General features: G+C 32.0%; 19 protein-coding genes. 11 read left to right on the top strand and 8 right to left on the bottom strand.

The features are described 5' to 3' along the window. Window positions 1-93: 93 nt before the first annotated feature. On the top strand, window positions 94-1482 hold the full coding sequence (glmM, locus tag D1818_RS23915; protein WP_118462662.1) for a phosphoglucosamine mutase: 1389 nt from the start codon (window positions 94-96) through the stop codon (window positions 1480-1482). 46 nt (window positions 1483-1528) lie between these two features. Here glmM and D1818_RS23920 read toward each other — a convergent pair whose 3' ends face one another. Together D1818_RS23920 and D1818_RS23925 are read right to left on the bottom strand one after the other, a co-directional pair. Beyond that, window positions 1529-2428, bottom strand: a complete 900-nt coding sequence (locus tag D1818_RS23920) for a lysophospholipid acyltransferase family protein (RefSeq protein WP_118462665.1) — start codon at window positions 2426-2428, stop codon at window positions 1529-1531. Between the two features lie 77 nt (window positions 2429-2505). Continuing rightward, entirely contained in the window at window positions 2506-3411 is a 906-nt protein-coding gene (locus tag D1818_RS23925) for a lysophospholipid acyltransferase family protein (protein ID WP_118462668.1), read from the bottom strand. A 136-nt stretch (window positions 3412-3547) separates the two neighbouring features. On the opposite strand from D1818_RS23925, the gene D1818_RS23930 reads away from it, so the two are divergent. Beyond that, window positions 3548-4198 (top strand): rhomboid family intramembrane serine protease, encoded by a 651-nt coding sequence (locus tag D1818_RS23930; RefSeq protein WP_118462671.1) that lies wholly within the window; start codon window positions 3548-3550, stop codon window positions 4196-4198. A 56-nt stretch (window positions 4199-4254) separates the two neighbouring features. Here the strand turns inward: D1818_RS23930 and D1818_RS23935 are convergent, their stop codons facing one another. Continuing rightward, window positions 4255-5376, bottom strand: a complete 1122-nt coding sequence (locus D1818_RS23935) for a TlpA disulfide reductase family protein (RefSeq protein ID WP_118462674.1) — start codon at window positions 5374-5376, stop codon at window positions 4255-4257. A gap of 381 nt (window positions 5377-5757) precedes the next feature. On the opposite strand from D1818_RS23935, the gene D1818_RS23940 reads away from it, so the two are divergent. Then, complete coding sequence (locus tag D1818_RS23940; protein ID WP_118462677.1) at window positions 5758-8124, top strand: GAF domain-containing protein; 2367 nt, start codon at window positions 5758-5760, stop codon at window positions 8122-8124. Window positions 8125-8133: 9 nt separating this feature from the next. Here D1818_RS23940 and D1818_RS23945 read toward each other — a convergent pair whose 3' ends face one another. Beyond that, on the bottom strand, window positions 8134-9309 hold the full coding sequence (locus tag D1818_RS23945) for a Pycsar system effector family protein (RefSeq protein ID WP_118462680.1): 1176 nt from the start codon (window positions 9307-9309) through the stop codon (window positions 8134-8136). A gap of 53 nt (window positions 9310-9362) precedes the next feature. On the opposite strand from D1818_RS23945, the gene D1818_RS23950 reads away from it, so the two are divergent. Next, window positions 9363-13067: a metallophosphoesterase gene (locus D1818_RS23950; RefSeq protein WP_118464081.1), complete on the top strand. Its 3705-nt coding sequence runs from the start codon at window positions 9363-9365 to the stop codon at window positions 13065-13067. A gap of 90 nt (window positions 13068-13157) precedes the next feature. Here the strand turns inward: D1818_RS23950 and D1818_RS23955 are convergent, their stop codons facing one another. Beyond that, window positions 13158-13445: a hypothetical protein gene (locus D1818_RS23955; RefSeq protein WP_118462683.1), complete on the bottom strand. Its 288-nt coding sequence runs from the start codon at window positions 13443-13445 to the stop codon at window positions 13158-13160. A gap of 322 nt (window positions 13446-13767) precedes the next feature. Here D1818_RS23955 and D1818_RS23960 point away from each other — a divergent pair, with 322 nt between their 5' ends. Further along, window positions 13768-14310 (top strand): GNAT family N-acetyltransferase, encoded by a 543-nt coding sequence (locus D1818_RS23960; RefSeq protein ID WP_118462686.1) that lies wholly within the window; start codon window positions 13768-13770, stop codon window positions 14308-14310. A gap of 6 nt (window positions 14311-14316) precedes the next feature. Here the strand turns inward: D1818_RS23960 and D1818_RS23965 are convergent, their stop codons facing one another. The 3 genes from D1818_RS23965 to D1818_RS23975 all read right to left on the bottom strand — a co-directional run bounded on the left by D1818_RS23965 (window position 14317) and on the right by D1818_RS23975 (window position 16286). Beyond that, the gene (locus D1818_RS23965) at window positions 14317-15174 is read right to left on the bottom strand and encodes a hypothetical protein (protein ID WP_233558536.1); all 858 of its coding nucleotides are present in this window, start codon (window positions 15172-15174) and stop codon (window positions 14317-14319) included. 11 nt (window positions 15175-15185) lie between these two features. Continuing rightward, window positions 15186-15638 (bottom strand): Dps family protein, encoded by a 453-nt coding sequence (locus D1818_RS23970; protein ID WP_118462689.1) that lies wholly within the window; start codon window positions 15636-15638, stop codon window positions 15186-15188. A gap of 93 nt (window positions 15639-15731) precedes the next feature. Continuing rightward, the gene (locus tag D1818_RS23975) at window positions 15732-16286 is read right to left on the bottom strand and encodes an NUDIX domain-containing protein (RefSeq protein WP_118462692.1); all 555 of its coding nucleotides are present in this window, start codon (window positions 16284-16286) and stop codon (window positions 15732-15734) included. A gap of 162 nt (window positions 16287-16448) precedes the next feature. Between D1818_RS23975 and D1818_RS23980 the strand changes: the two genes are divergently transcribed. The 6 genes from D1818_RS23980 to D1818_RS24010 all read left to right on the top strand — a co-directional run bounded on the left by D1818_RS23980 (window position 16449) and on the right by D1818_RS24010 (window position 23802). Further along, window positions 16449-16868 carry an IS1 family transposase gene (locus D1818_RS23980; RefSeq protein ID WP_118462695.1) on the top strand — a complete coding sequence of 140 codons (420 nt, stop codon included), beginning with the start codon at window positions 16449-16451 and terminating at the stop codon, window positions 16866-16868. Between the two features lie 120 nt (window positions 16869-16988). Continuing rightward, a complete protein-coding gene (locus tag D1818_RS23985; protein WP_118462698.1) occupies window positions 16989-18218 on the top strand; it encodes a hypothetical protein in 1230 nt (409 codons plus the stop codon). Between the two features lie 11 nt (window positions 18219-18229). Further along, on the top strand, window positions 18230-18493 hold the full coding sequence (locus D1818_RS23990; protein WP_118462701.1) for a DUF4212 domain-containing protein: 264 nt from the start codon (window positions 18230-18232) through the stop codon (window positions 18491-18493). Window positions 18494-18618: 125 nt separating this feature from the next. Beyond that, window positions 18619-20409 carry a sodium:solute symporter family protein gene (locus tag D1818_RS23995; RefSeq protein ID WP_118462705.1) on the top strand — a complete coding sequence of 597 codons (1791 nt, stop codon included), beginning with the start codon at window positions 18619-18621 and terminating at the stop codon, window positions 20407-20409. A gap of 247 nt (window positions 20410-20656) precedes the next feature. Beyond that, entirely contained in the window at window positions 20657-23353 is a 2697-nt protein-coding gene (locus tag D1818_RS24005; protein WP_118462711.1) for a sensor histidine kinase, read from the top strand. Window positions 23354-23436: 83 nt separating this feature from the next. Then, entirely contained in the window at window positions 23437-23802 is a 366-nt protein-coding gene (locus D1818_RS24010; protein WP_118462714.1) for a response regulator transcription factor, read from the top strand. Window positions 23803-23936: the final 134 nt, after the last annotated feature.

Raw genomic sequence — 23936 nt, forward strand, 5'->3', positions numbered from 1 at the left:
GTCATTGTTTTTATATAAACTTTAATTTCATAGTTGTGGTAATCACCTGTAGCATGTACATTTGTCAAAACAAAAAAAATAATCAATCAGTATATGACACTAATCAAATCAATTTCAGGTATTCGAGGAACTATTGGCGGAAAAGTAGGGGACAATCTTACTCCTATTGATGCTGTAAAATTTGCATCTGCTTATGGAAGCTGGTTAAAAGCAGAAACAGGTAAAAATGCCCCGACAGTAGTAGTCGGAAGAGATGCGCGTATTTCTGGAGCAATGATTCAGCAGCTAGTGATGAATGGATTAGTAGGATTGGGAATACACGTAGTCGATTTAGGATTATCTACTACACCAACTGTAGAAGTAGCCGTTCCTATGGAAAAAGCCGATGGAGGAATTATATTAACAGCTAGTCATAATCCAAAGCAATGGAATGCATTAAAATTATTGGATGGGAAAGGAGAATTTCTGAATGCCGAAAATGGTAAGAAGATTTTGGACATCGCAGATAACGATGATTATAATTTTGCCGAAGTTGACGATTTGGGCTCGATCAGTGTCAATGATACTTATATAGATAAGCATATCGATGAGGTGTTAAATCTTTCTCTAGTAAACTCAGATATTGTTAAAGAAGCAGGTTTTAAAGTGGTTGTTGATGCTGTTAATTCTACAGGAGGAATAGCTGTTCCAAAACTACTTAAAAAAATGGGAGTTGAGGTAGTAGAGCTTTATTGTGAACCGAATGGTCATTTTCCGCATAATCCAGAACCCCTTAAAGAACACTTAACTGATTTATCAGAACTTGTAGTAAAGGAAAAAGCTCATTTTGGTCTTACCGTGGATCCAGATGTGGATCGTCTTGCTTTTATGAGTGAGGATGGAGAAATGTTTGGAGAAGAATATACATTGGTTGCCTGTGCAGATTACGTACTTGGTAAAACGCCTGGCAATACTGTTTCTAATTTGTCATCTAGTAGAGCATTGAGAGATGTTACAGAAAAACATAATGGTACATATGAGGCCAGTGCAGTAGGAGAAGTGAACGTAGTCTCTTTGATGAAAGCTAACAAAGCAGTGATTGGAGGAGAAGGAAATGGAGGGATTATATATCCTGAATTACATTACGGAAGAGACTCTCTGGTGGGTATAGCATTATTTTTAACTCATTTAGCAGAAAAAAAATGTAGTGTTAGCGAATTACGTAATAGTTACCCATCTTATTTTATGAGTAAAAATAAAATTCAACTAACACCAGGATTAGATGTGGATGGGATTTTAGAAGGATTTCATAACAAACATGCCTCAGAAGAAGTTAGTACGGTAGATGGCGTAAAAGTTGATTTCAGCGATAGTTGGGTGCACCTTAGAAAAAGTAATACAGAACCTATTATTCGTATTTATACGGAAGCTTTAAGTCAGGAAAAAGCTGATCAATTAGCGAATGATACAATTGCAACCTTAAAACAAATAGCTGGAATCTAATAAAACAAAAATACTCCTGTCAATTTTCTTGACAGGAGTATTTTTGTTAATCAATAGTGGCATCTTTAGGGATTTCTGCATTACGATGTTTCCAGCGTTTATGGGTCCATAGATAATATTCAGGTGCTTTACGAATTTGTTCTTCTACCATACGTAGATATGTTTTTACAATATAGAAATCTTCGCAGTTTTTAGCATTTTCTGTGATGGGAATGAATTTCGCTTGATAATAACCTCTTTTTACTTTTTCTACTTGTAAATAAACAACAGACATATCTAGTCTTTTCGCCAATACAGCGCCTCCAACATGCGTTGGAACTTTTATATCCATAAAATCTGTCCAGTATGTAGCTTTATCCAAACTAGGAGATTGATCTGATAAAAAGGCATATGAACAAAGCTTACCATTAACTTTATCCCTGGTAATCTCTTTCATCGCTTTATAACTAGGAATAAGTCGTGCATTATATCGTTGTCTGATCCGATGTACGAGTTGATCAAAGTATTTGTTTTTAATTTGCTTGTAAATACCAACTGTAGGAAAATCAATTAATAATTGTGTTACGGTGGACCATTCATAACTCGCATAATGAGTCATCAAAACTACAATGCTCTTATTTTTTGCTTCTAATTGTTTAAGCGTTTCAATATCAATAATTTTGAAACGATCTAAAAGGTCTTTATCACTTATAGAAATAGACTTTATCATTTCTAAAAACATATCGCACATATGTTTAAAAAATGCTTTTCGGATTCTATTGATGTCTTGTGGCGACTTTTGCGGAAAAACAAGAACAAGGTTTTCTGTTACTGATTTTCTTCGGTATCTAATCACATGGTATACAAAAATGTACACGCAGGTGGAAAATATATAGAATAAACGCCAGGGTAATTTTGATATAATCCACAAAATTGGATATACCAAGCAATATATCAATAATTGCATTGTAATAATTTAAGCCTACAAATATAGAATTATTAAATGGCCTAAAATCTTAGTGTAGTCTTAAAAAAGTAATAAAATTAGGAGATAACAGCATCCTTTGGAGGTTTCGCATTACGATGTTTCCACCGCTTATGTGTCCATAAATAGTTTTCAGGTTTTTGTCTTATTTGCCCTTCTAATAATTGTGTAAACTTTTTTGTAATTGCATATTCTTCTTCATTTTTTGGATCTTCAGAAATAGGAACCAAAGTAGCTTGGTAATACCCTCTTTTTATCTTTTCCACGTGAAGATAAAATATGCTAAGACCTAACCTTCTGGAAAGCACTTCTCCTCCTACAAAAGCCGGAACTTTTATTCCCATAAAATCTGTCCAGAATGTAGCGTTATTAAGTTTAGGAGACTGATCCGAGATTAATCCATATAAACTAAGTTCTGGATTTTCTTTTCTTTGATCCATAGTCATTTCTCTAAAAACTTTAGCGCTCGGTATCAATCTAGAATTAAATCTTCCTCGGATACGGTGAACCAATTTATCAAAATACTTGTTCTTGATAGGTTTATAGATTCCTACACATTTAAATTTACTAATCAAATCTATAGAATTGGTCCATTCATAACTATTATAATGTCCCATCATAGTAATGAAACTTTTGTTTTTGTTCTCTAACGTTACCAAAGCATCTAGGTTGGTTATGTGAAAACGCTCTATTATATCTTTTTCACTAATAGATAAAGACTTTATCATTTCCAGAAACATATCGCACATATGCTTATATGAGGCTTTTCGGATACGATTGATTTCTTTTGCTTCTTTATTAGGGAAAGCTAAGTTTAAGTTTTCTGTCACTGTTTTTCTTCTGTACCTGATAATATGATAAACCAATATATATGTACAGGTTGAGAACATATAAAATAATCGCCAAGGTAGTTTAGATATCATCCAAAGTAAAGGATATACAAGGCTATAAATTACTAATTGCATTGAATTCGATTTAAGCGGCTAAAGGTAATATTTTTTCATATAGTATAAAGAAAATATAGAGCAAGCTTATTTCAGGTTAAAATCGCGCTTTTTTAGGTTGAAATATGTATTATATTTGAACGACAAAAAATTGTATATGCTAAATCTAGATGTTGTTGTCATTGTAATTATACTGGCAAATGTTCTTGTTTCATTAAAAGGGTTGAATGATTTTTCTTTTTTTGAACGTTATAAATTTAATATTGGAGGAATCAGAAGAGGAGAGCAGTTGCGTATGCTTGCTTCGGGTTTTTTGCATGTAGATATGATGCATTTGTTTTTTAACATGTTTACGTTATACTTCTTTGCACCAGTAGTACTTAATTCTTTAGGTAATGTAAAATTCTTGGTGGTATATTTTTGTAGTCTATTTGTGGGTAACCTATTTTCCCTATTTTTTCATAAAGATGAATACCACTATAGTGCAGTAGGTGCTAGTGGAGCGGTATCAGGCATTATTTTTTCGGCGATATTATTTCAACCAAATATGAAACTATATCTTATGTTTATTCCGATTCCGATTCCGGCTTATATTTTTGGTATCGGATATTTGTTGTATTCTATTTATGGAATGAAAAGCAGAACAGGCAATATTGGTCACGATGCTCACTTTGGCGGAGCTGCTGGAGGATACATTGTAACATTAATTCTTGCACCTTTTTTGTTTAAAGAAAATTTGTTGATGATAGGTTTGCTCGCAATTCCTATTATTGTTTTATTCGTGATGCAGCGATTAGGAAAACTTTAGATATAAAAAAAAACGACCTGATTATCAGGTCGTTTTTAACTTTTTATAGATAAAACTTATAAAGATTTCTCTCCTAATAATTCCGAAATTTTAGTTTCTAAGGCAGGTCCTCTTAAGTTCTTTGCGATAACATTTCCTTTTTCATCTAATATAAATGTAGCGGGAATCGATCTTACACCATATGCTTTAGCAATTGGATCTTGCCAGAATTTTAAGTGCGATACGTGATTCCATTCTAAATTATCTTGACTGATTGCTTTTGTCCAGTGATCCTTGTTTCTATCTAAAGAAACACCTATGATATTTAAACCTTTATCGTGATATTTGTTATATACTCTCACCACATTTGGGTTTTCTGCTCTACACGGTTTGCACCAAGATGCCCAAAAATCGATAATTGTAATTTTGCCCATTGATTCTTTTAGTGAAACTACTTGTCCTTCTGGATTAGGAGCAGAAAAATCTTCAGCTTCACTACCGATGTCTATTTTTCCAATTGATGCGGTAATTAGTCGATCAAGATTTTTACCTAAGCGCGATGTTTTTAGAGTATCTTCTACAGTTGCGTATATTTTTTTTATTTGTTTCGCGGGAGTTGCCTTAAGGTTTAAAAGATCTGTAAGTGCCATTACAGCCACTAACGAATTAGGATTATTTTCTGCAATCTCTTTTCTGAAATTATTTTCGTTTGCACGCAGTCCCTGTAATTGAGTAGATAGTTGTGTAGCTTTATCTGTTTCTTTTAATTTAGAAGCTACCTGAAATTGATTACTAAGTTCTTGCCTTTCTTTTCCATAGGCATTCATTTTCTTTAAATAGGTAAAGAATAATTGATTTTCAGAACCACCTTTAATAATAGAAGATCGCAGGCTATCTTTATAAATAGTCATTTGGATAGGATTGTTTTCGGCTAAAAACAAAACATTTTGAGGAACTCCATTGAAAGTTAAGTAATTGAAATCATTACTTTCTACAGTGGGTAGTGATATTTTAAATGCACCATTCTTTATAGTAGTAGAATCAATAATAGTAGGTCGGTTAGATTGATTTATGGCATTTACATATACAGTGATTCCATCTTCAAATCCTTCCGTTTCCGCAGAAATTGAATATCCTTTCTCTTCTTTTTCACATGCTACTGATAACAATATAAGTGCGAGCAGTACTATTTTTTTCATTCTTAATTTTTTTTGATTCGTAAAAATATATAATAAGAACCTTAAACACTAAAAATTAACTTTTAAATATATGTAAATGTTAATTTTTTACTGTCTGTAGAAAATACAATGAATTAAACCTTGTCTATTGTGTAACAAAACCTACACTTTCTGAGTCTAATTAAGAGTGTTATGAATACAAAATGGGGGTTTTGTTTGAATTTATTATGAATGAAGCAATATTTTTGATTTTTTCGGTCCTAATTCCTTTCAAATATTCGACTTAATAATAAGTAACCTAAAAAATAGTACTATAACGTAATACATTAATTAATTGTTAATACTACAATTGGGTGTCGAAGTTTTGTGTTATTTTTGTTTAACTACCATAAATAAACCGTTATGAAGGTATTGGAGCATGATTTTCCGTTAGATATTAGGATAAGCTTCTCTTTGTTTTTTGATCAATATAGAGAGTTTTTGAATAGCGATAATAAATTGCTACGCGATCGTGCCGAAAGTATTTTACAGATAGCGGCAGAATATCCTGAGTTAGAAGAAGGAATTACTACAGAAGAAAGAGTTCAGGAATTATTGCCACAGATAGAATTAGTTCTGGAGGATTCTTTTGCCCAGATTTTGCAGAAGAATGAAATAAAAATAGCTACGATACCTTTTAATAATACAGTAGTAAAATCTACTCAGCGATATAAGAATATTATAAATGCGGCTGGTTATCACTTTGAGCCTCAGATTAAAAACCTGGATGAGGATCATTATTTCATCATGGGCTGTAGTATTATTTTGAGTCAATATTATGGGTATAAAATTGATTTCAGAAGACCTTTCTTTTATGATATTCCGGATGCAGCTGGTATTATACGTCATTATAGAATTCTGTATAATGGTGATTTTATAGAGATAATTAAAACAGATGAGGCTAAAGATATTACAGATGACGATGTTGCCGTTTTAATTGATAATTTTGATAATGTTGATATTTGGAAAGAAAAATTTCCGCCAAATAGCTGGATATTTAAGGGGGTCGTTATCGCTAATCTGTTTGATGTAACAACAGACGTTTCTTTGTCTGATTTTAAAACAAGTCTTTTAAAATATGATAAAACGCAGGGAGATTTTATAGGGAGTTTTCAGAGTATATTTAGAGGTGTATTTAATCTTCCCGAAATCAAAGTTGGTTTTTCTAACTATAATGAAGAAGAAGGTGTTTTAGAAAGAGTTCCTTTTAAGACTATTGGTAGTTACATTTTGTATAAGGAATATTCAGATTGTTGTGAGACAGCTCTATGCAAGGGAACTTATCAATCGATGTTCGAAAAGTCTGAACCTTTTGCAATTTCAAATATTGACAAAATGCATAAGATGTATCCTGAGGAGCTTATGTACACTAATCTGGTGAAGCAAAATATAAAAAGTGCGATTATTGCTCCCATAGAAAATGAAGGGAAATTGTTAGGTGTGTTGGAAATTGTTTCACCAAATATTCAAGAGTTAAATAGTATTAACGCTAATAAACTTCAGGATATCATGCCGTATTTGGTGGATTCTGTCCTACGATCTAAGGCAAAAGCTGAAGATGAATTAGAATTGGTAATTCAGCAAGAATGCACGTCCATACATCCTAGTGTTTATTGGAAGTTTAGACAAGAAGCGAAACGTTTTATACGCGCTAAAGTTGAAGGAAATCCAGTATCCTTTAGAGAGGTAGTATTCGAAGATGTATACCCATTGTTTGGACAAATAGATATCAAAGGATCTTCTGATGCGCGAAACAGCTCTGTACAGAAGGATTTGGTATTGCAACTAAAAGCAATCGCTAAAGTCATTAATAAAGTTAGAGAATTAGATTCTTTACCTATATATGAAGAAATTAAATTTAGAATTAATAATTATATAGATTTAGTAACTGATAGCCTTCAGGTGGATAGTGAACAAAGGATTTTGGATTTTATTAAGAATGAAATCAAGCCACTGTTTAAACACCTTAAGGGTACTAACGTAGAATTAGAAGGTTTAATTAATCAATATAATAATTCACTAGATAAAAGCAGTAAAACATTGTATAAACATCGTAAGGCTTATGATGAATCTGTAATGTTGATTAATAAGAAGATGGCGGCTTTGTTGGATAAAAAACAAGAAGAAGCCCAGAAAATGTATCCTCACTATTTCGAAAGATTCAAGACTGACGGTGTAGAACATAATCTATATATAGGCGAATCCATTACCAAGCAGAATAGTTTTAATAAAATATACTTATATAATCTAAGGTTGTGGCAATTGCAAGTAATGTGCGAAATGGAGAATGAGTATTATCAACTAAAAAAAGATCTTCCTGTAGCGCTTGATGTAGCTTCTATGGTTTTGGTATTCAATGCTTCCTTATCGGTTAGATTTAGGATGGATGAAAAACGGTTTGATGTAGATGGGACCTATAATGCACGGTATGAAGTAGTAAAGAAAAGAGTAGATAAAGCAAAAATAAAAGGGACTGATCAACGTATTACAGAGAAAGGTAAGTTGGTAGTTGTATATTCTCAACGTTCTGATGAAAAAGAGTATATAAAGTACATCAACTTCCTGCAATCTAAAAAATATCTTGAAGATGAAATTGAGGTTGTTGAATTAGATGATCTTCAAGGGGTTACGGGTCTTAAGGCTTTGAGAGTAAATATTCTTTATAATAAAAATAAGGAAGATCAAGAATATTATACCTATGATGATCTGATGAAAGAGATAAATAAATAATTTTATCTCTTACTGCAAGGTATTGAAAGCTATTACAAAAGAAATAGCAGAGGTGATAAAACCAATCATAAAAACGGTGTAAGTAATACGAAGTATTTTATATTTTCTATGAAGGACTTTGCCTAAAAAATATAGATCTTTTATCATCGTATCATAGATGTAATCTTTATCATCCATAAGCTCGTGCATGGCCCATTTATACTCATCTAGGGGCATTTTATGAAAATTACCAAAGAATAGTAGGTTAACTTTTTTCTCCTCGATTTCTTTACGAGTAAATTCGCCACCTGTTACATTTGGTCTTGTCGCCAATACTGATAATAGCATAGAAGCAATACTGAAAATAATGAATATCAATGTTGGGTAAATAAGATACTGGTTAGAAGGATTATCGAGTTTAGGAATCAAATTGGATAATGCCAGTGATATGATAATAGCATTTACTGATAAAAGTATATTGGCTTTTGTATCGGCAATATCACTTAATTTTAAATGGTTTCGCAAAGTGACTCTAAATAAAGTCTGGATCCCTTTTTCTGGGCTTTCCTCTTTTACTAATTTTTTAAGCTTTTCTTTTTTCTTTTTTTTCTTTAAAGCTGCTTGTTCATTTAAAATTTTCAAGAGATGCTCTTCTTTTTTGGGTTGCCATTTTTCAATAGCATATTCGGTATAGAACTTATGTTTATTCTTTAAAAAATCAATATTAATTTTTAACCAATCACTATTACTATAGATTTCTTTACAATTTAGTTCAAATTCCTGTCGTAAGAATTCACTAGTTTCTTCAAAATATTCCTTTGCTAAATGTGAAGCATCGGCATCTCTAATTACTTGTTCTAATAAATTAGTTGGCTGGTGTTCCATTTTGGTAGCCATTATTAATGAAGAAATTTTACTTATAATTTCTTCAGAAACATTTTGTTCTTTTAAAAAAGATGTAGAAATGCGAACACTATGTTCCTCGTGATTATCAATACTTTCTGAGTAACCCGTATCATGAAGTAAAGCCGTCAATAATAATGCTTGCGCATCTTCTTCAGAAATATTAGTGTTGTCAATAATTTCTTTTGTACTTTTAAATACTCTTTTGGTATGAGTATAATTATGATATATACAGGTTTCAGGAAGCTTTTTTGCAAAAAGATTAGAAACGAAATTATCAGTTTTTTCAACTAGGGTTCCCATATTATAATTTTTCAGTAACCAAAATAATTAAAAAAAAGTGAATGCACCCTTTTATGAATAAAAATATACAGACCTTCTTAATAATCTTCATTTTATTATTAAACTCCTGCGCCACATACACACCTCAATATTTAGACGAAAGTTTTTCGGAAACATTACCTGATAAGGAGATAGAGAAAAGCTTCTACTTAATTGGTGATGCGGGTAATGCTAATATGAATGAGAGTACATTAGGACTTGAAGCTTTAAAACAGATTATTGACAAAGAAGATACAAAGGAAGATTACCTGATTTATTTAGGCGATAATATTTATCAAAAAGGAATGCCGAATAAAGAATCTGAAACAAGAGCCTTGTCAGAACATCGAATAGATGCACAGGTAAATGCAGCGGATTCGTTTGAAGGAGACGTAGTGTTTATTCCGGGAAATCATGATTGGTATAATGATGGAGTAAAAGGTTTAAACCGACAAGAAAAATATGTAAGAAAAAAAATAGATAGTAAAAAAGCATTTTTACCGTCTAAAGGATGTCCTATAGAGAGTATAGAAGTAAGTGATCAAATTCAATTAATTATTCTTGATACACAATGGTACCTTGCTGATTGGAATAAAAACCCAACAATTAATGATAATTGCGAAATTAAAACTAGAGATAAATTCCTAAATGAAGTAGCTGGAGAGCTTAAAAAACATAATAGTAAAACTGTTCTTGTTGCAATGCATCATCCGATGTTTACCAATGGACCCCATGGAGGGAGATATAGCTTTAAAAAACACATATTTCCTACGAGAAAAAATATTCCATTACCTATTCTAGGTTCTTTAGTTACTCAAATTAGATCCCAAGGTGGTGTATCTCCTCAAGATAGATATAACGAAAGTTATAACAAGCTGATGAGAAGATTATCAACCATAGCCAGAGATAGTGAAAAAGTGATTTTTGCTTCGGGACACGAACATTCATTACAGTATATAGACAACAAGGGTTTGAAGCAGATCGTTTCTGGATCAGGTTCTAAAACCTCTCCTGCATCTTTGGGTAAAGATGGACTGTTTTCTTACCCTAAACAAGGCTTTGCTATACTTGACGTTTATAAGGATGGGTCCTCTAACGTACGTTTTTATGGTAATGAAAATGGTCAGGCTAAATTAGTATATCAGGATGAAGTTCATAAACTATCCGAAGCTAATGAAATTGATGATGTGAATAATTCGTTCGATAACGAAATTTCCGCTTCTATTTATAATAAAGAAGAAACTACGAAAACTAATTTCTATCAATCTTTATGGGGAGATCACTATAGAAATATATATAGTACAGATATTAAAATTCCTGTTGCTACATTAGATACTTTAATGGGGGGATTTACTATTGATAGAAGAGGAGGAGGTCAGGTAACTAGATCCTTACGTCTTATAGATAAGGATGGAAAACGCTATAGTTTACGCGCGATGAGAAAGAGTGTAACACAGTTTTTACAAAAAGGTGTATTTGTAGATACTTATTTAGAAAATGGTTTCGACGATACATTTACAGAAGAGTTACTTGCAGATTTCTACACCTCTAGCTATCCATATGCGTTTTTGGTGGTAGGTGGATTAGCGGATGCGATTGATGTGTATCACGCCAATTCTAAAGTATATTATATACCAAAACATCCAGCTCTCGGAATGTATAACAGAGACTTTGGTGATGAAATGTATTTCCTAGAGGAGCGTCCTGGTAAAGAACATAAGAATGTAGCTTCTTTTGGAAAACCTGATGATATTGAGGGAACAGATGATTTGCTTAAGAATCTTAGAAAAGACGAAGAGTATCAGATGGATGAGCCTCATTATATACGTACTCGACTATTTGATATGATTTTAGGAGATTGGGATAGGCATTCTGATCAGTGGAGATGGTCTCGTTTTGATACGGATAAAGGAAAAATGTACAGACCTATACCTAAAGATCGTGATCAAGTGTTTTCTAATTACGATGGAGGACTACTTGATGTGATAAAATTTATAGTTCCTATTACACGAAAGTTTCAGGTATACGATGAAAAATTAAAGAATATTAGATGGATTAATGAATCAGGAATACGATTAGATAGAACATTTACGCAAAGCTCAGATATGGAGATATGGTTAGCTCAGGCTAAGTATATAAAAGAAAATCTTAGTGATGAATCTATTGATAAAGCATTCAGAAATTTACCTTCAGAATTACAGGATGAAACGGCAGAAAGAATTAAGAAATATCTTAGAAAAAGAAGAGATGATTTAGAAGATATCGCAGGACGATATTATAAATACCTTTCTAAACAGGTTATTATTACAGGAACAGATAAAGATGATCTTTTTGAAATTATAAGAAAGGATAATCAAACAACAGTAAGAATTTCCAGAATAAAAGATGGGACTCCTAAAAAACCATTTTATGAAAGAACCATGTCTTCTAAGGAAACTAAAGAAATATGGATCTATGGATTAGATGATGATGATCAATTTATAGTTACAGGAAAAGGAAAAAATCCAATCTGTACAAGAATTGTCGGTGGACAAAATAACGACATATACACTATAGAAAATGGAAGACAAATTAGAGTTTACGACCATAAATCAAAACCAAATACAATTAAGAAAAAAGGTGGAGCCAAGTTTATCTTTAGTAATAACTATAATCACAATACCTATGACTATAATAAGTATATAGATAAAACAAATACACTAACACCATTGGTTGGGTTTAATCCAGATGACGGAGTCAATATTAACATTACAGATGTATATACAGTAAGGGGGTTTAATAATAAACCTTTTCAAAGTAAGCATACGATGAAAGCAGCCTATTATTTCGCAACAGAAGGGTATGATATATCATACAGAGGGGAGTTTGCAAATGCAGTAGGTAATTGGAACTTGTTAGTAGGAGGTAAGTATACAAGTGAGAATTTTGCTCAGAACTTTTTTGGTTTTGGAAACAATACAGTAAATCTTGATGATATTCTTGGTTTAGATTACAATAGAGTAAAAACTGGAATATGGTCCTTAAACCTTGGTTTTGTGAAGAACGGTAGATATGGAAACAGGTTGTCTATTACTGGATCGTATGAAGGAGTAGAGGTTCAGGACTCACAAGGTAGATTTATTACCTCTGGACTTGGTCTGGTTACTTCTGACCCTGAGTTTTTTGAAAGAAAATTCTTTGCTGGAATAGATTTAGACTATGAATATAAGAGCTTTGATGTCAGTGCAAATCCTACTAGAGGTATGCTGTTTAAACTCCAGGGAGGTTCTAAAATGAATTTGGATGATACTGACAGAACTTTTGGTTATATAAAACCGAAACTTGGATTTTATAATGCAATCACTAAAAACCGGAAACTGGTTTTAAAGACGGATGTGCAAGCAGAGTTTATGATTGGCGATGGTTTTGAATTTTACCAAGCAGCTACCTTAGGTGGAATTAACAGCCTAAGAGGATTTAGAGAAGAACGTTTTACTGGTGATAAAGCACTAGCCTTTAGTGGAGATCTTAGGTATAGTTTTAATAAATTCAAAACAGGTTTATTACCGTTGCAATTAGGGGTTTATGGAGGATATGATATTGGTAGGGTATGGTTTGATGGAGAAGATACTAACATTTGGCATGACTCTATAGGTGGTGGATTTTGGATCAATGCTGTAGATTCAATAGCAGGACAATTCAATTTGTTTAGTAGTGACGATGGTTTACGATTTACCTTTGGATTGGGATTGAGTTTTTAAAAAAAAAAGAAGCTCCCAATATAAGATGCGAAAATATAAGGAGCTTCTCGGTTAAGGAACAATCAAGCTGTTCACAAAACAAAATGTTATTTAAAAAAAGTCTAAAGTAGTTCTTGGTACCGTAGTGGTTACCGTTTCAGAAATTTCTAATATGGCTTTTGATCTTGTTTCGGGTGTTTTTGTCTTATTGGTCGATGACTTTAATGTATTGGAATGACCAATTTTGTTTTTTTCTGGAATCTTTGCGCTATTAGTTATAGATTTTTGTGTCGTGTTTTTGGTAATTCTTGTTTTATCGTTCGAAACGTTTTCTTGACAAAAAAGTAAATTACAAGAGAAAAAAGTAATTAACATTAGATAAGCTGGGGCGGCTTTCATATATAAATGATGTATTTAGGGGTTAGTAAACAGAAAGATGTATACGCTTTCCTACAAATTTCAAGTCTAAATTAAGGATAAATTAATCTGTAAATTGCTATTAGTCAGTCGAAAACAAGATTGCCTTTATTGATGATTGTTGAAAAGTAAGTTTAAGACTACTTTTTTTAATTCAGAATGAATTGGTACCACTATTTTTGTCGACGAAAGGTTAAACCTTTGGTTTAAGTGTGTAAATGTTGATAACTTTTGAAAATATTTTTTGAGATGACTATAACCAATAAAACGTTACTAGTAAAATAAATTATTAATAAAAATTATATTGAAAACTTCCATACTATTTACGAATCGATTACAACTTAGAATTGTAACGTTATCAGATTTACCTAAAATTCATGAATTACTTTTGATTCCTGAAGTGGATCAATATAATGCCTTAGGTATACCGACTAATAAAGAGGTTACATCGGTGTATCTTGATGAATGGGTTGAGAATTACAGAATGAGAAAAGAATTTGTTTTTACAATCAATTTACAGTCTAATGACGAATTTCTTGGTTTAATATCTCTTCGGATAGGAAATCCAAAATATAGTATTGCTTCCATCTGGTATAAATTACATCCAAGTTTTTGGGGTAAAGGATATGCTACGGAGGCGGCAAAAGCAATTTTGCAATTTGGTTTTGAGGAAGTTGGACTTCATAGGATTGAAGCAGGATGCGCGGTAGATAATATAGGTTCTATTAGAGTGTTAGAAAAAATTGGAATGATTAGAGAAGGTCATAAACGTAAAGTATTGCCTCTTAAAACAGGGTGGTCTGACAATTATGAATTTGCAATGTTAGAAGAAGATTGGAAACCTTAAAAATATTTATTTGATACGATATTCATACAATCTCCCTTTCATGTTTTTTCTTTTTTCATCAACAATTAGAAGTGTGGAATCATTTTTAAAACAAATACCTTCTTTTTGAGAAAAATGATTGAGTTTTATCTTTTTGATTCTACCATTAAATAGATTGTCATCCTTAAAGTCAGATAAGATGAATATTTTATTATACGTAAGAAGTGCTATTTTATCTGCTGTAGAATTAATTGCTGCACCACTTATAAAACAGTCATTTGAATCATCGCAGGTTTTATAACTTCCAATTAACGTGGCAATTTGTTTTCCTGGAGTATCAGAAACTTTATAGAGTTTTGTCACTCCATCAAATTTAGAACTTCTATTTTTTGTAAATAAATAGAAGCTTCCATTTCTATAAATGAAAGCTTCTATGTCAAAATTTTTATTCTTCTTTCCTGGGGGAAACTTCTTTTGATCCTCTAAACTGAATTCTATTTTACTAACTTCTATATTATCCGAAAAAATATTGGATACTTTATATATAGACAGATCTTTTCTATTATTATAATTATTTCCAAAATCACCTATGTACAAGTTGTTCTGATGATCATAAGCAAGATCTTCCCAATCTACATTTTTACTATTAGGGATTTTAAGTTTTTTTACAATTTTCCCCTTTTGATTTAAGCAAAATAAAGTATTATCATTTCCAGAATCGTTAATTGCATAGAGAAGAGTATCAGAAGTAAATTTGGTTATACCCGATATTTCCTTAATATTCTTAGATAATCCATTAATGATAATTAGGTCTGTGCTATCATTTTTCTGACAACTTACAGATAGTGATATAGTTAATAATAGAAAGAAAGTTATCAGTTTCAATATGTATAGTTTTAACTTTTTTGATTCCAAGCATTTAGCATCCAGCTTGTTTTTTCTAATTCACCAATATATGTGCCAGTAATATCTAATGTTCCATCGTCTCCTGCTTTTTCTGCTTCTTTTGTTACAAGTTTTAGTTGTTTCAAAATAGCATCGTGATCTTCAAGAATAGCAGAAACCATCTCATGATCTACCAATTTAGTATCTGCTTCTTTAATAGAAGAAGTCGTAAGATACGAACTGTAATTACTAATTGGTTTAGCTCTTAGCGTCAATATCCTTTCCGCAATTTCGTCAATTTTTAACTTAGCATCCTCATATAGTTCTTCAAATTTTAAATGTAATTCAAAGAAATTGCGACCAGTAATATTCCAGTGAAAATTTCTAAGCTTTTGATAATACATATGATAATCTGCTAATAATACATTAAGTGCTTGTACAGTTTCTTTATTTGAATAAGTCATAGTTTTTGTTTATTGGTTTTATTTTTTCAATACAAAATTACTATAATTAAACATGTTAAATTAAAGTTACAATAGTTAGTAGTAATCCGGGTATTATATCAATCTATTTGTGATTTCTTTAAGAACAAAATCATAATATTTAGGATCATGAGGGACGTAATTTGTCTTGGCATCTATATCTTTAAGATGATTCATTAAAAGTTGTATAGGAATAAGTTTAATCTCTGATACTTCTTCTTTTTGAAGCGTTAGCTCTTCTGTTGATACTTTTAATTCTGAAAGAAAAATGTAATGGAGTTCATTGTCGAATATATCTGGGCTTGGTTGTTTTTCTGAAAAATATGTTCCAATGAAATCCAAATTCTTCTTATCTATAGTTGTACCAATCTCTTCTTCAGTTTCACGTAGTGCAGAATTATTAGGAGTTTCTCCAGCTCCTATGTGTCCTGCAACGGAGACATCCCATAAATTAGGAAAAGTATCTTTGTCTTTAGCTCGTTTCTGCAATAGTATTTTTCCATTCAGAGTATAAAACCAAATATGAACGCTCGCATGGTATAATCCTAGTCGATGAGCTTCAGATTTTAATCGAACTTCACCGGTTAGTTTTCCGTCTCTTTTTACTATGTCTATAAGTTCATCAGCCATGATTCCATAAAAGTAAAAATTATTTAATTAATCGTAGAATTCAATAAATTTTATAAAATCATTATTAAAATCCTCTATATTGTTAAGAGTGTTTAAAGAATATCATAATTATATATTAAATATTTATTGCTAAATTAATATATTTATGCAAAATAGGTATATATGATTATTCAAACCTGCCCTAATTGTGGTTCCGATAAATATATTAAGAGTGGTATTGTTAATAATAGACAACGATATAAGTGTAAATCCTGTAATTATTTTTTTTCGGTTAATAAAATAGGGAAGAAAATTGATGATTATTATGTTAATAAAGCGCTCCAGTTGTACTTAGAAGGGTTAGCATATCGAGAAATAGAAAGGGTTTTGGGAATTTCTCATGTCAGTATTATGAATTGGGTAAAAAAGTACAATATAAAGAGACCTTATAATCATAACTATCATCCAACCTATAAAATTCTGAGTGCATCAGAATTGTCAATTTATTTTCAGGATGTACATAATTTATCTGGCGCAGGTTGTGTTGTTACTGAACTAGGAGATAAATTTATGCTTATTAAATGGGAACGTTTCAGAGATTAGATATAGTAAATTACCAAAAAAGTATAGTATGTTTTTATTAACTAATGCTTTTTAGGAGATTCGTAGTGTGCACAACATTATTTTAATTACAACACTAATTCTAATCTTTAAAACTTTATTATGAAACAACTTATATTATTGTTGGGAATATTTATTTTTTCCTTTCAATATTCGTATTCACAGGGTTCTCCGGATTATACAGGAGGATTAAAGGTGAAACTTAATGAAGATGGATCAAAATATTTCAGAGTAATTTCTTGGGCTCAATTTTGGGCGCAGTATAACGATGATGTCCCTGATGATGAGAGTAAAACTAATTTTAGTATCAGACGGGCGCGTATTCTGATGTACGCACAGATAAACAAAGACTTCCTTATTCTTACACATTTTGGATTAAACAGTTTAAATGCTAATAATCAAAGTCCTACAGGACTAGGAGAAAGTTCTCAATTGTTTTTTCATGGTGTATGGGCGCAGTATAGTCTAGGATCAAATCATGCGATTGGTGCAGGTTTACATTATTGGAACGGTATTTCTAGATTGAATAATCAGAGTACTTTAAATATGATGACTTTGGATAATAATAGACAATCTTGGGCAACTATAGGTTTATCCGATCAATTTGCTCGTCATATTGGTATATATGCTAAAGGATCTTTTGGTAATTTTTTATATCAAATATCTGTCAATGAATCGATAACCAATAATTTGCAAGCCGGAGTAGATCCTGCTGCTGGAGGTCCAGCAGTATATGCTGGACGCAGATTGCTGGGGTCTAGAGATGCGGGTAAAAACTTTGCTGGATATTTTGAATATAATTTTATGGACAAAGAATCAAATTTTTTACCTTACAAAGTAGGAACGTATCTGGGTGGTAAAAAAATGTTTAATGTGGGAGCAGGATTCTTTTATCACCCCGAAGGAAGTGTACTTGCTAATGCAGATGGAACGCTAGAGGGGCAGGATGTTGCTATATTCGCTGTTGATGCTTTTTATGATGCTCCATTAGGAACTAATGGGTCAGCAATTACGGCATACGCCACGTTTCAAAATAATGATTACGGAGAGAATTTTACCTTAGGACAAACTTACGAAACTGGGTCAATGATTTATGGTCATGTAGGTTACGTGATTCCTAATACCAATAAAAAAATTAAGTTTCAACCGTATGCATTGTTTAAAACAAGATCAATTGAAGCTATAGATGACAATGCTACTAGTTTTGGATTAGGAGCCAATGCATATATAAGTGGTCATAATTCTAAACTAACATTAGAATATCAGAATACAAAATACGGCGATAATGATGCTCAAGGAGTCTTAACGCTACAAGCTATGATCTATCTATAAAATTTTAAAATATGACAGAAAAACAGAAAAAGGCAAAAGCCTATTGGAAAGAGAATGTGAAATATCTTTTTATTCTTCTCGCTATTTGGTTTGTAGTATCGTATGGTGCGGGTATTTTGTTAAAGGATGCCTTAAATAATATTCGTCTTGGAGGTTTTCGACTAGGATTCTGGTTTGCTCAGCAAGGGTCTATATATGTGTTCGTGATTTTGATCTTTGTATATGTGCGATTGATGAATAAGTTAGATAAAAAGTATGGGTACGACAAAGATTAGCTAGTCGTTATACCGTGTGAAATATTTTAGGATAGCATTGATGAATTTTTGTTCAAAGAAATCCTATTAATAATAATATCCCAAAGAGGAAATAAAATTAAAATAACAATTTAAGATATAAAATTATGAGTGTTCAATTATGGACTTATATTATTGTAGGAGTCACCTTCGCATTATATATTGGTATAGCTATCTGGTCAAGAGCTAGTTCTACAAAAGAGTTTTATGTAGCAGGTGGAGGTGTTTCTCCATTGGCTAATGGTATGGCTACGGCTGCAGATTGGATGAGTGCAGCTTCTTTCATATCTATGGCTGGAATTATTGCATTTGCCGGATATGATGGAGCTGTTTATTTAATGGGATGGACCGGAGGGTATGTATTATTAGCATTATTGCTAGCACCTTATCTTCGTAAATTCGGAAAGTTTACTGTCCCAGATTTTATTGGAGACCGTTATTATTCTAAAACAGCGCGATCAGTAGCAGTATTTTGCGCATTATTAGTATCCTTTACCTATGTCGCGGGACAGATGAGAGGAGTAGGGATAGTTTTTTCTCGATTTTTAGAAGTAGATATTAATACAGGTGTAATTATCGGGATGATTATTGTCCTTTTTTATGCAGTGTTAGGCGGTATGAAAGGAATCACTTATACACAAGTTGCACAATACTGCGTGTTGATATTTGCTTTTATGGTTCCAGCTATTTTTATTTCTATACAAATGACAGGCAATCCAATTCCACAATTAGGATTTGGAGGTACAGTTACAGATGGATCGGGAGTATATTTGTTAGATAAGTTGGATGGACTTAGTACAGAACTAGGTTTTGCAGCATATACAGATGGATCAAAATCGACATTAGATGTATTTGCAATTACATTGGCATTAATGGTAGGAACAGCAGGTTTACCACACGTAATTGTTCGGTTTTTTACTGTGAAACGAGTAAAAGATGCTCGTAAATCCGCAGGATATGCGTTACTATTAATCGCAATTTTATACACGACTGCTCCTGCAGTGGCTGTTTTTGCTAAAACGAATTTGATAGAATCTGTTCAGAATAAGAAGTACGAAGAGCTTCCGGCTTGGTTTAAGAATTGGGAAGATACAGGACTACTAGGTTGGACGGATAAAAATGGAGATGGACAGGTACAGTATTCTAGTGGTCACTCTGTAGAAGGAAATAAGAACAAACCTATTTTTGATGGTAAAAATAGAGGAGAAAATGGTCAAAGAATGATCACTAATGTAAATGCAGCAACAAAAAATGAGCTTTTTGTAGATAGAGATATTATGGTATTAGCAAATCCAGAGATAGCAAACTTGCCAAATTGGGTAATCGCATTGGTAGCAGCAGGAGGATTGGCAGCAGCATTATCTACAGCAGCTGGTTTATTATTGGTTATTTCTTCTTCTGTATCACATGATTTAATCAAGAAAATGATTAAGCCAGATATTTCTGAAAAAGGAGAACTAATCGCTGCTCGTCTTTCTGCTGTAGCGGCAGTTTGTGTAGCGGGATATTTTGGCATCAATCCACCAGGTTTTGTCGCAGCAGTAGTAGCATTAGCCTTTGGGTTAGCTGCAGCATCATTTTTTCCAGCAATTGTTTTGGGAATTTTTTACAAAAGAATGAATAAAGAAGGAGCAGTAGCAGGAATGGTTGTAGGTATTTTGTGTATGCTATTATATATGATTAAGTATAAACTAGGATGGTTTGATGAAACACTTCCACCTTCAAGCGAGTGGTGGTTTGGGATTTCACCAGAAGGTTTTGGTGCTGTAGCTATGGTTATTAATTTTATAATATCCTTGGTAGTATCTAAATTCACTGCTGCACCTCCTGAAGATGTTCAGGAGATTGTAGAAAACATTAGGTTACCTAATAATGCGGGAGAAGCAACTGGTCATTAAAAATAATCAAAAACCTATGTGACTAAAAAGATCACATAGGTTTTAAATTAGATCATTTATATGAAGAAACGCCATCAACAAAAATTGATTATACTGTCATTAGCACTGTTATTATTGTTTAATATTCCACTGGTTTTAATATTTAATCATTCTGGAAATATATCAGGTTTTCCCATTATGTATTTTTTTATTTTTTTGATTTGGGCAATAGCAATCTTTATTTCTGCTATTATTTTAAAAAAGTATTATGAGTAATTATATTTTAATATTCATAATCGTAGTGTATTTAGCATTTTTATTTGGAGTGGCTTTTTGGGCAGAAAAAAAGGCAAAGAGTACTTGGGTGAATAATGCATACGTTTATACATTATCACTTGCTGTTTATTGTTCGGCATGGACTTATTATGGGAGTGTGGGAATTGCTGCTACTTCGGGAATTAGTTTTTTAACGACGTATTTAGGACCTGTGATAGCGTTTCCATTATGGATAATCGTTTTAAAAAAAATAATACGAATCTCTAAACAACAAAAAGTATCTAGCATTGCAGATTTTATATCCTTGCGTTACGGGAACAATAGATTTTTAGGAGCGTTAGTAACTATAATTTGTGTTTTAGCTATTGTACCATATATCTCATTACAGTTAAAAGCTATTTCAGAAACGTTTTCGATTATTTCTGAGGATATGATTCCTTCATCTACTTCAATTTTTCAGGACACTACTTTTTATGTAGCGCTCTTGCTAGCGATATTTGCTGCCTTTTTTGGTACTCGAGTCACAGATGCTACTCGAAGAAGGCAAGGAATTGTTTTTTCAGTTGCGGTAGAATCCATTTTGAAACTTGTTTTCTTTTTGATAATAGGAGTTTATGTAACTTACTTTTTATTCGATGGTACCGGAGATATATACGATAAAATTTCTTCCGTAGAAAATTTAAAATCTCTAACTACACTTGATGGATTAGAAGCAGGTATAAATTGGTATTTTATGATTGCACTATCGTTTTTTGCCATTTTTTTATTGCCAAGACAGTTTCAGGTAGCTGTTGTTGAAAATACTTCAGAAAAACATTTAAAAAAAGCGATTTGGCTCTTTCCTTTATATCTTTTATTATTTAATGTATTCGTAATATTTGTAGCTTGGGGAGGAAAGTTAAGTCTCGATGAAAGTTTAAATCCAGATTATTATACATTATTACTACCATTACAACACGACAATATTTTTTTGGCGACCTTGGTATTTTTAGGAGGGTTTTCTGCCGTAATTTCAATGGTGGTTGTTTCTACACTAGCACTTTCAGTTATGCTCAGTAATAATTTAATTATTCCATATGGTTTTTTAGATAAGTTTAGCAGAAGTCATCCAGAGAGAAATGCGAACTATATAAAGAACATTAGAAGAATAGCAATTTTTTCATTGATTGTCGGGGCTTATTTATTTTATATTAATTTTAATGTACAGTTGTCCTTATTTTCGATTGGACAAATATCTTTTGTGATCATTGCGCAACTGGCACCGGCATTTTTTATAGGATTATTTTGGAATAGAGGTTCTGCTATCGCGGCCAAATCCGGAATAATAGCTGGAATATTAATAACAATATACACCCTAATCCTTCCTTTTGTTCAGGATATTATAGTAGGTAATACAGATTTTATAGCAAACGGACCTTTTGGGATTGCACTATTAAGACCTTATGAACTGTTAGGGATCGATTTTATGACACCTGTTACTCACGCTTTTTTTTGGAGTATGTTTTTTAATATTATGATATATTTATCAGTATCGATTTCTCAGAAAGGAAATTATAGAGAACGTAATTATGCTGAAATGTTTGTGAATAATAGTTATGATTCTTTACAAGAAAGTGCCTATGTATGGAAAGGAGAGGCATATGTGTCGGATATTAGAAATTTATTGATAAAATTCCTAGGAATCCAAAGAACGGAAAGAGCTTTAAATCTTTTTTATAGAAAACATGATTTACCACCAACGCTTAAGAAAGCAGATTCTAGATTAATTAATTTTTCAGAAAAATTGTTAACAGGAAGTATAGGAGGAGCTTCATCCAGAATATTGATAGCTAGTGTCGTAAAAGAGCAACCGGTTACTTTGGTAGAAGTGTTAGAGATTTTAGAAGAAAGTAAAAAAACAATTTCTACAAACAAGTTTTTAAAACAAAGATCTGATGAGCTTACGGAGTTAACGGATGAACTAAAAAAAGCCAACGAAGAGTTAAAGCTTCAAGACAAAATAAAAGATGAATTTTTAGATACAGTCGCGCACGAGCTCAAAACTCCGATTACGTCAATCAGAGCTGCTTCAGAGGTTTTGTTGGATAATGATCAAGATATGCCAAATGATTTAAGAATTCAGTTTTTAGATACCATATTGATGGATTCAGAGCGTTTGTCTAAATTAATACATAATATACTCGATCTAGAGAAATTAGCATCGGGAAGAGAAGTTTTTGACAAGAGAAACAATAATTTAACAGAAACCATAAAACAAGCGATCTCCGGAGTTTATACAATTGCACAACAAAAAAACATTAGAATTGTCACTTCAGAATTACCTGAGGTAATTTTAGTTTTTTGTGATGAAGATCGAATGCTGCAAGTGTTTACGAATCTATTATCGAATGCTATTAAATTTGTAGAAGATAAAAAGGGGTTGATTACGATTGCACTTTTAGACGTAGATGATTTTGTTAGAGTTACAATACAAGATAATGGAAAAGGGATCCCTAAAAGTGATAGGAAATATATATTTGATAAATTTTATCAATCTCATAATCAAAACATCAAAAAACCTTTAGGTAGTGGCTTAGGTCTGGCTATATGTAAGCAAATTATAGAAGGGCATAATGGCGAAATATGGATTGATGATTCTTTTAATAACGGAGCAAAATTTGTAATTGATTTGCCGAAGAGTTTAAAATAATTTGGTAAAGAATCGATTATCGAAATGAAAAGAAAAGAAAAAGAAATTTTTATCTTACCAAAAGATAGAAAACCCAAATGAAAATGCAAAAAAAAATATTAATAGTAGATGATGAACCTAATATTGTAATGTCTTTAGAGTATACATTTAAAAAACAGGATTTTGAAGTCTTCATTGCTAGAGATGGGAGCGAGGCTATCCAGATTCTAGAAACACAAATACCTACAGTAGTGCTTCTAGATATTATGATGCCAAATGTAGATGGATATCAAACATTAAAATATATAAGATCGAATCCAAAAACAAAAGACATTAAAGTGGTTTTTTTAACTGCTAAAAATAAAGCATCTGACATAGAAAAAGGACTAGAAATGGGAGTGGATAAATATCTTACAAAACCGTTTTCAGTTAAAAAAATTATTACTGAGATAAAGGCTTTAATTGAATAGGATGTAAGGATATTTAATTTAAAAACATGTAACTAATCGCCTTTTAGCTAGAATAAAGTGTCGTTTAGCTAAATAATTTAAAAGGTAAAATGGTTATTAAGAAATTTAATATTTAGTAAAAAAAAATAAAATAA

This window comes from Aquimarina sp. BL5, assembly GCF_003443675.1.
Lineage (GTDB): Bacteria > Bacteroidota > Bacteroidia > Flavobacteriales > Flavobacteriaceae > Aquimarina.

Coding starts and splice junctions, on each gene's coding strand:
- D1818_RS23975 (WP_118462692.1), bottom strand. CDS start 16,286: ATGGCTGATGAACTTATAGACATAGTAAAAAGAGACGGAAAACTAACC.
- D1818_RS23955 (WP_118462683.1), bottom strand. CDS start 13,445: ATGAAAGCCGCCCCAGCTTATCTAATGTTAATTACTTTTTTCTCTTGT.
- glmM (WP_118462662.1), top strand. CDS start 94: ATGACACTAATCAAATCAATTTCAGGTATTCGAGGAACTATTGGCGGA.
- D1818_RS23925 (WP_118462668.1), bottom strand. CDS start 3,411: ATGCAATTAGTAATTTATAGCCTTGTATATCCTTTACTTTGGATGATA.
- D1818_RS23940 (WP_118462677.1), top strand. CDS start 5,758: ATGAAGGTATTGGAGCATGATTTTCCGTTAGATATTAGGATAAGCTTC.
- D1818_RS23980 (WP_118462695.1), top strand. CDS start 16,449: ATGATTATTCAAACCTGCCCTAATTGTGGTTCCGATAAATATATTAAG.
- D1818_RS23950 (WP_118464081.1), top strand. CDS start 9,363: ATGAATAAAAATATACAGACCTTCTTAATAATCTTCATTTTATTATTA.
- D1818_RS23995 (WP_118462705.1), top strand. CDS start 18,619: ATGAGTGTTCAATTATGGACTTATATTATTGTAGGAGTCACCTTCGCA.
- D1818_RS23920 (WP_118462665.1), bottom strand. CDS start 2,428: ATGCAATTATTGATATATTGCTTGGTATATCCAATTTTGTGGATTATA.
- D1818_RS23930 (WP_118462671.1), top strand. CDS start 3,548: ATGCTAAATCTAGATGTTGTTGTCATTGTAATTATACTGGCAAATGTT.
- D1818_RS24010 (WP_118462714.1), top strand. CDS start 23,437: ATGCAAAAAAAAATATTAATAGTAGATGATGAACCTAATATTGTAATG.
- D1818_RS23985 (WP_118462698.1), top strand. CDS start 16,989: ATGAAACAACTTATATTATTGTTGGGAATATTTATTTTTTCCTTTCAA.
- D1818_RS23945 (WP_118462680.1), bottom strand. CDS start 9,309: ATGGGAACCCTAGTTGAAAAAACTGATAATTTCGTTTCTAATCTTTTT.
- D1818_RS23935 (WP_118462674.1), bottom strand. CDS start 5,376: ATGAAAAAAATAGTACTGCTCGCACTTATATTGTTATCAGTAGCATGT.
- D1818_RS23990 (WP_118462701.1), top strand. CDS start 18,230: ATGACAGAAAAACAGAAAAAGGCAAAAGCCTATTGGAAAGAGAATGTG.
- D1818_RS23970 (WP_118462689.1), bottom strand. CDS start 15,638: ATGACTTATTCAAATAAAGAAACTGTACAAGCACTTAATGTATTATTA.
- D1818_RS24005 (WP_118462711.1), top strand. CDS start 20,657: ATGAGTAATTATATTTTAATATTCATAATCGTAGTGTATTTAGCATTT.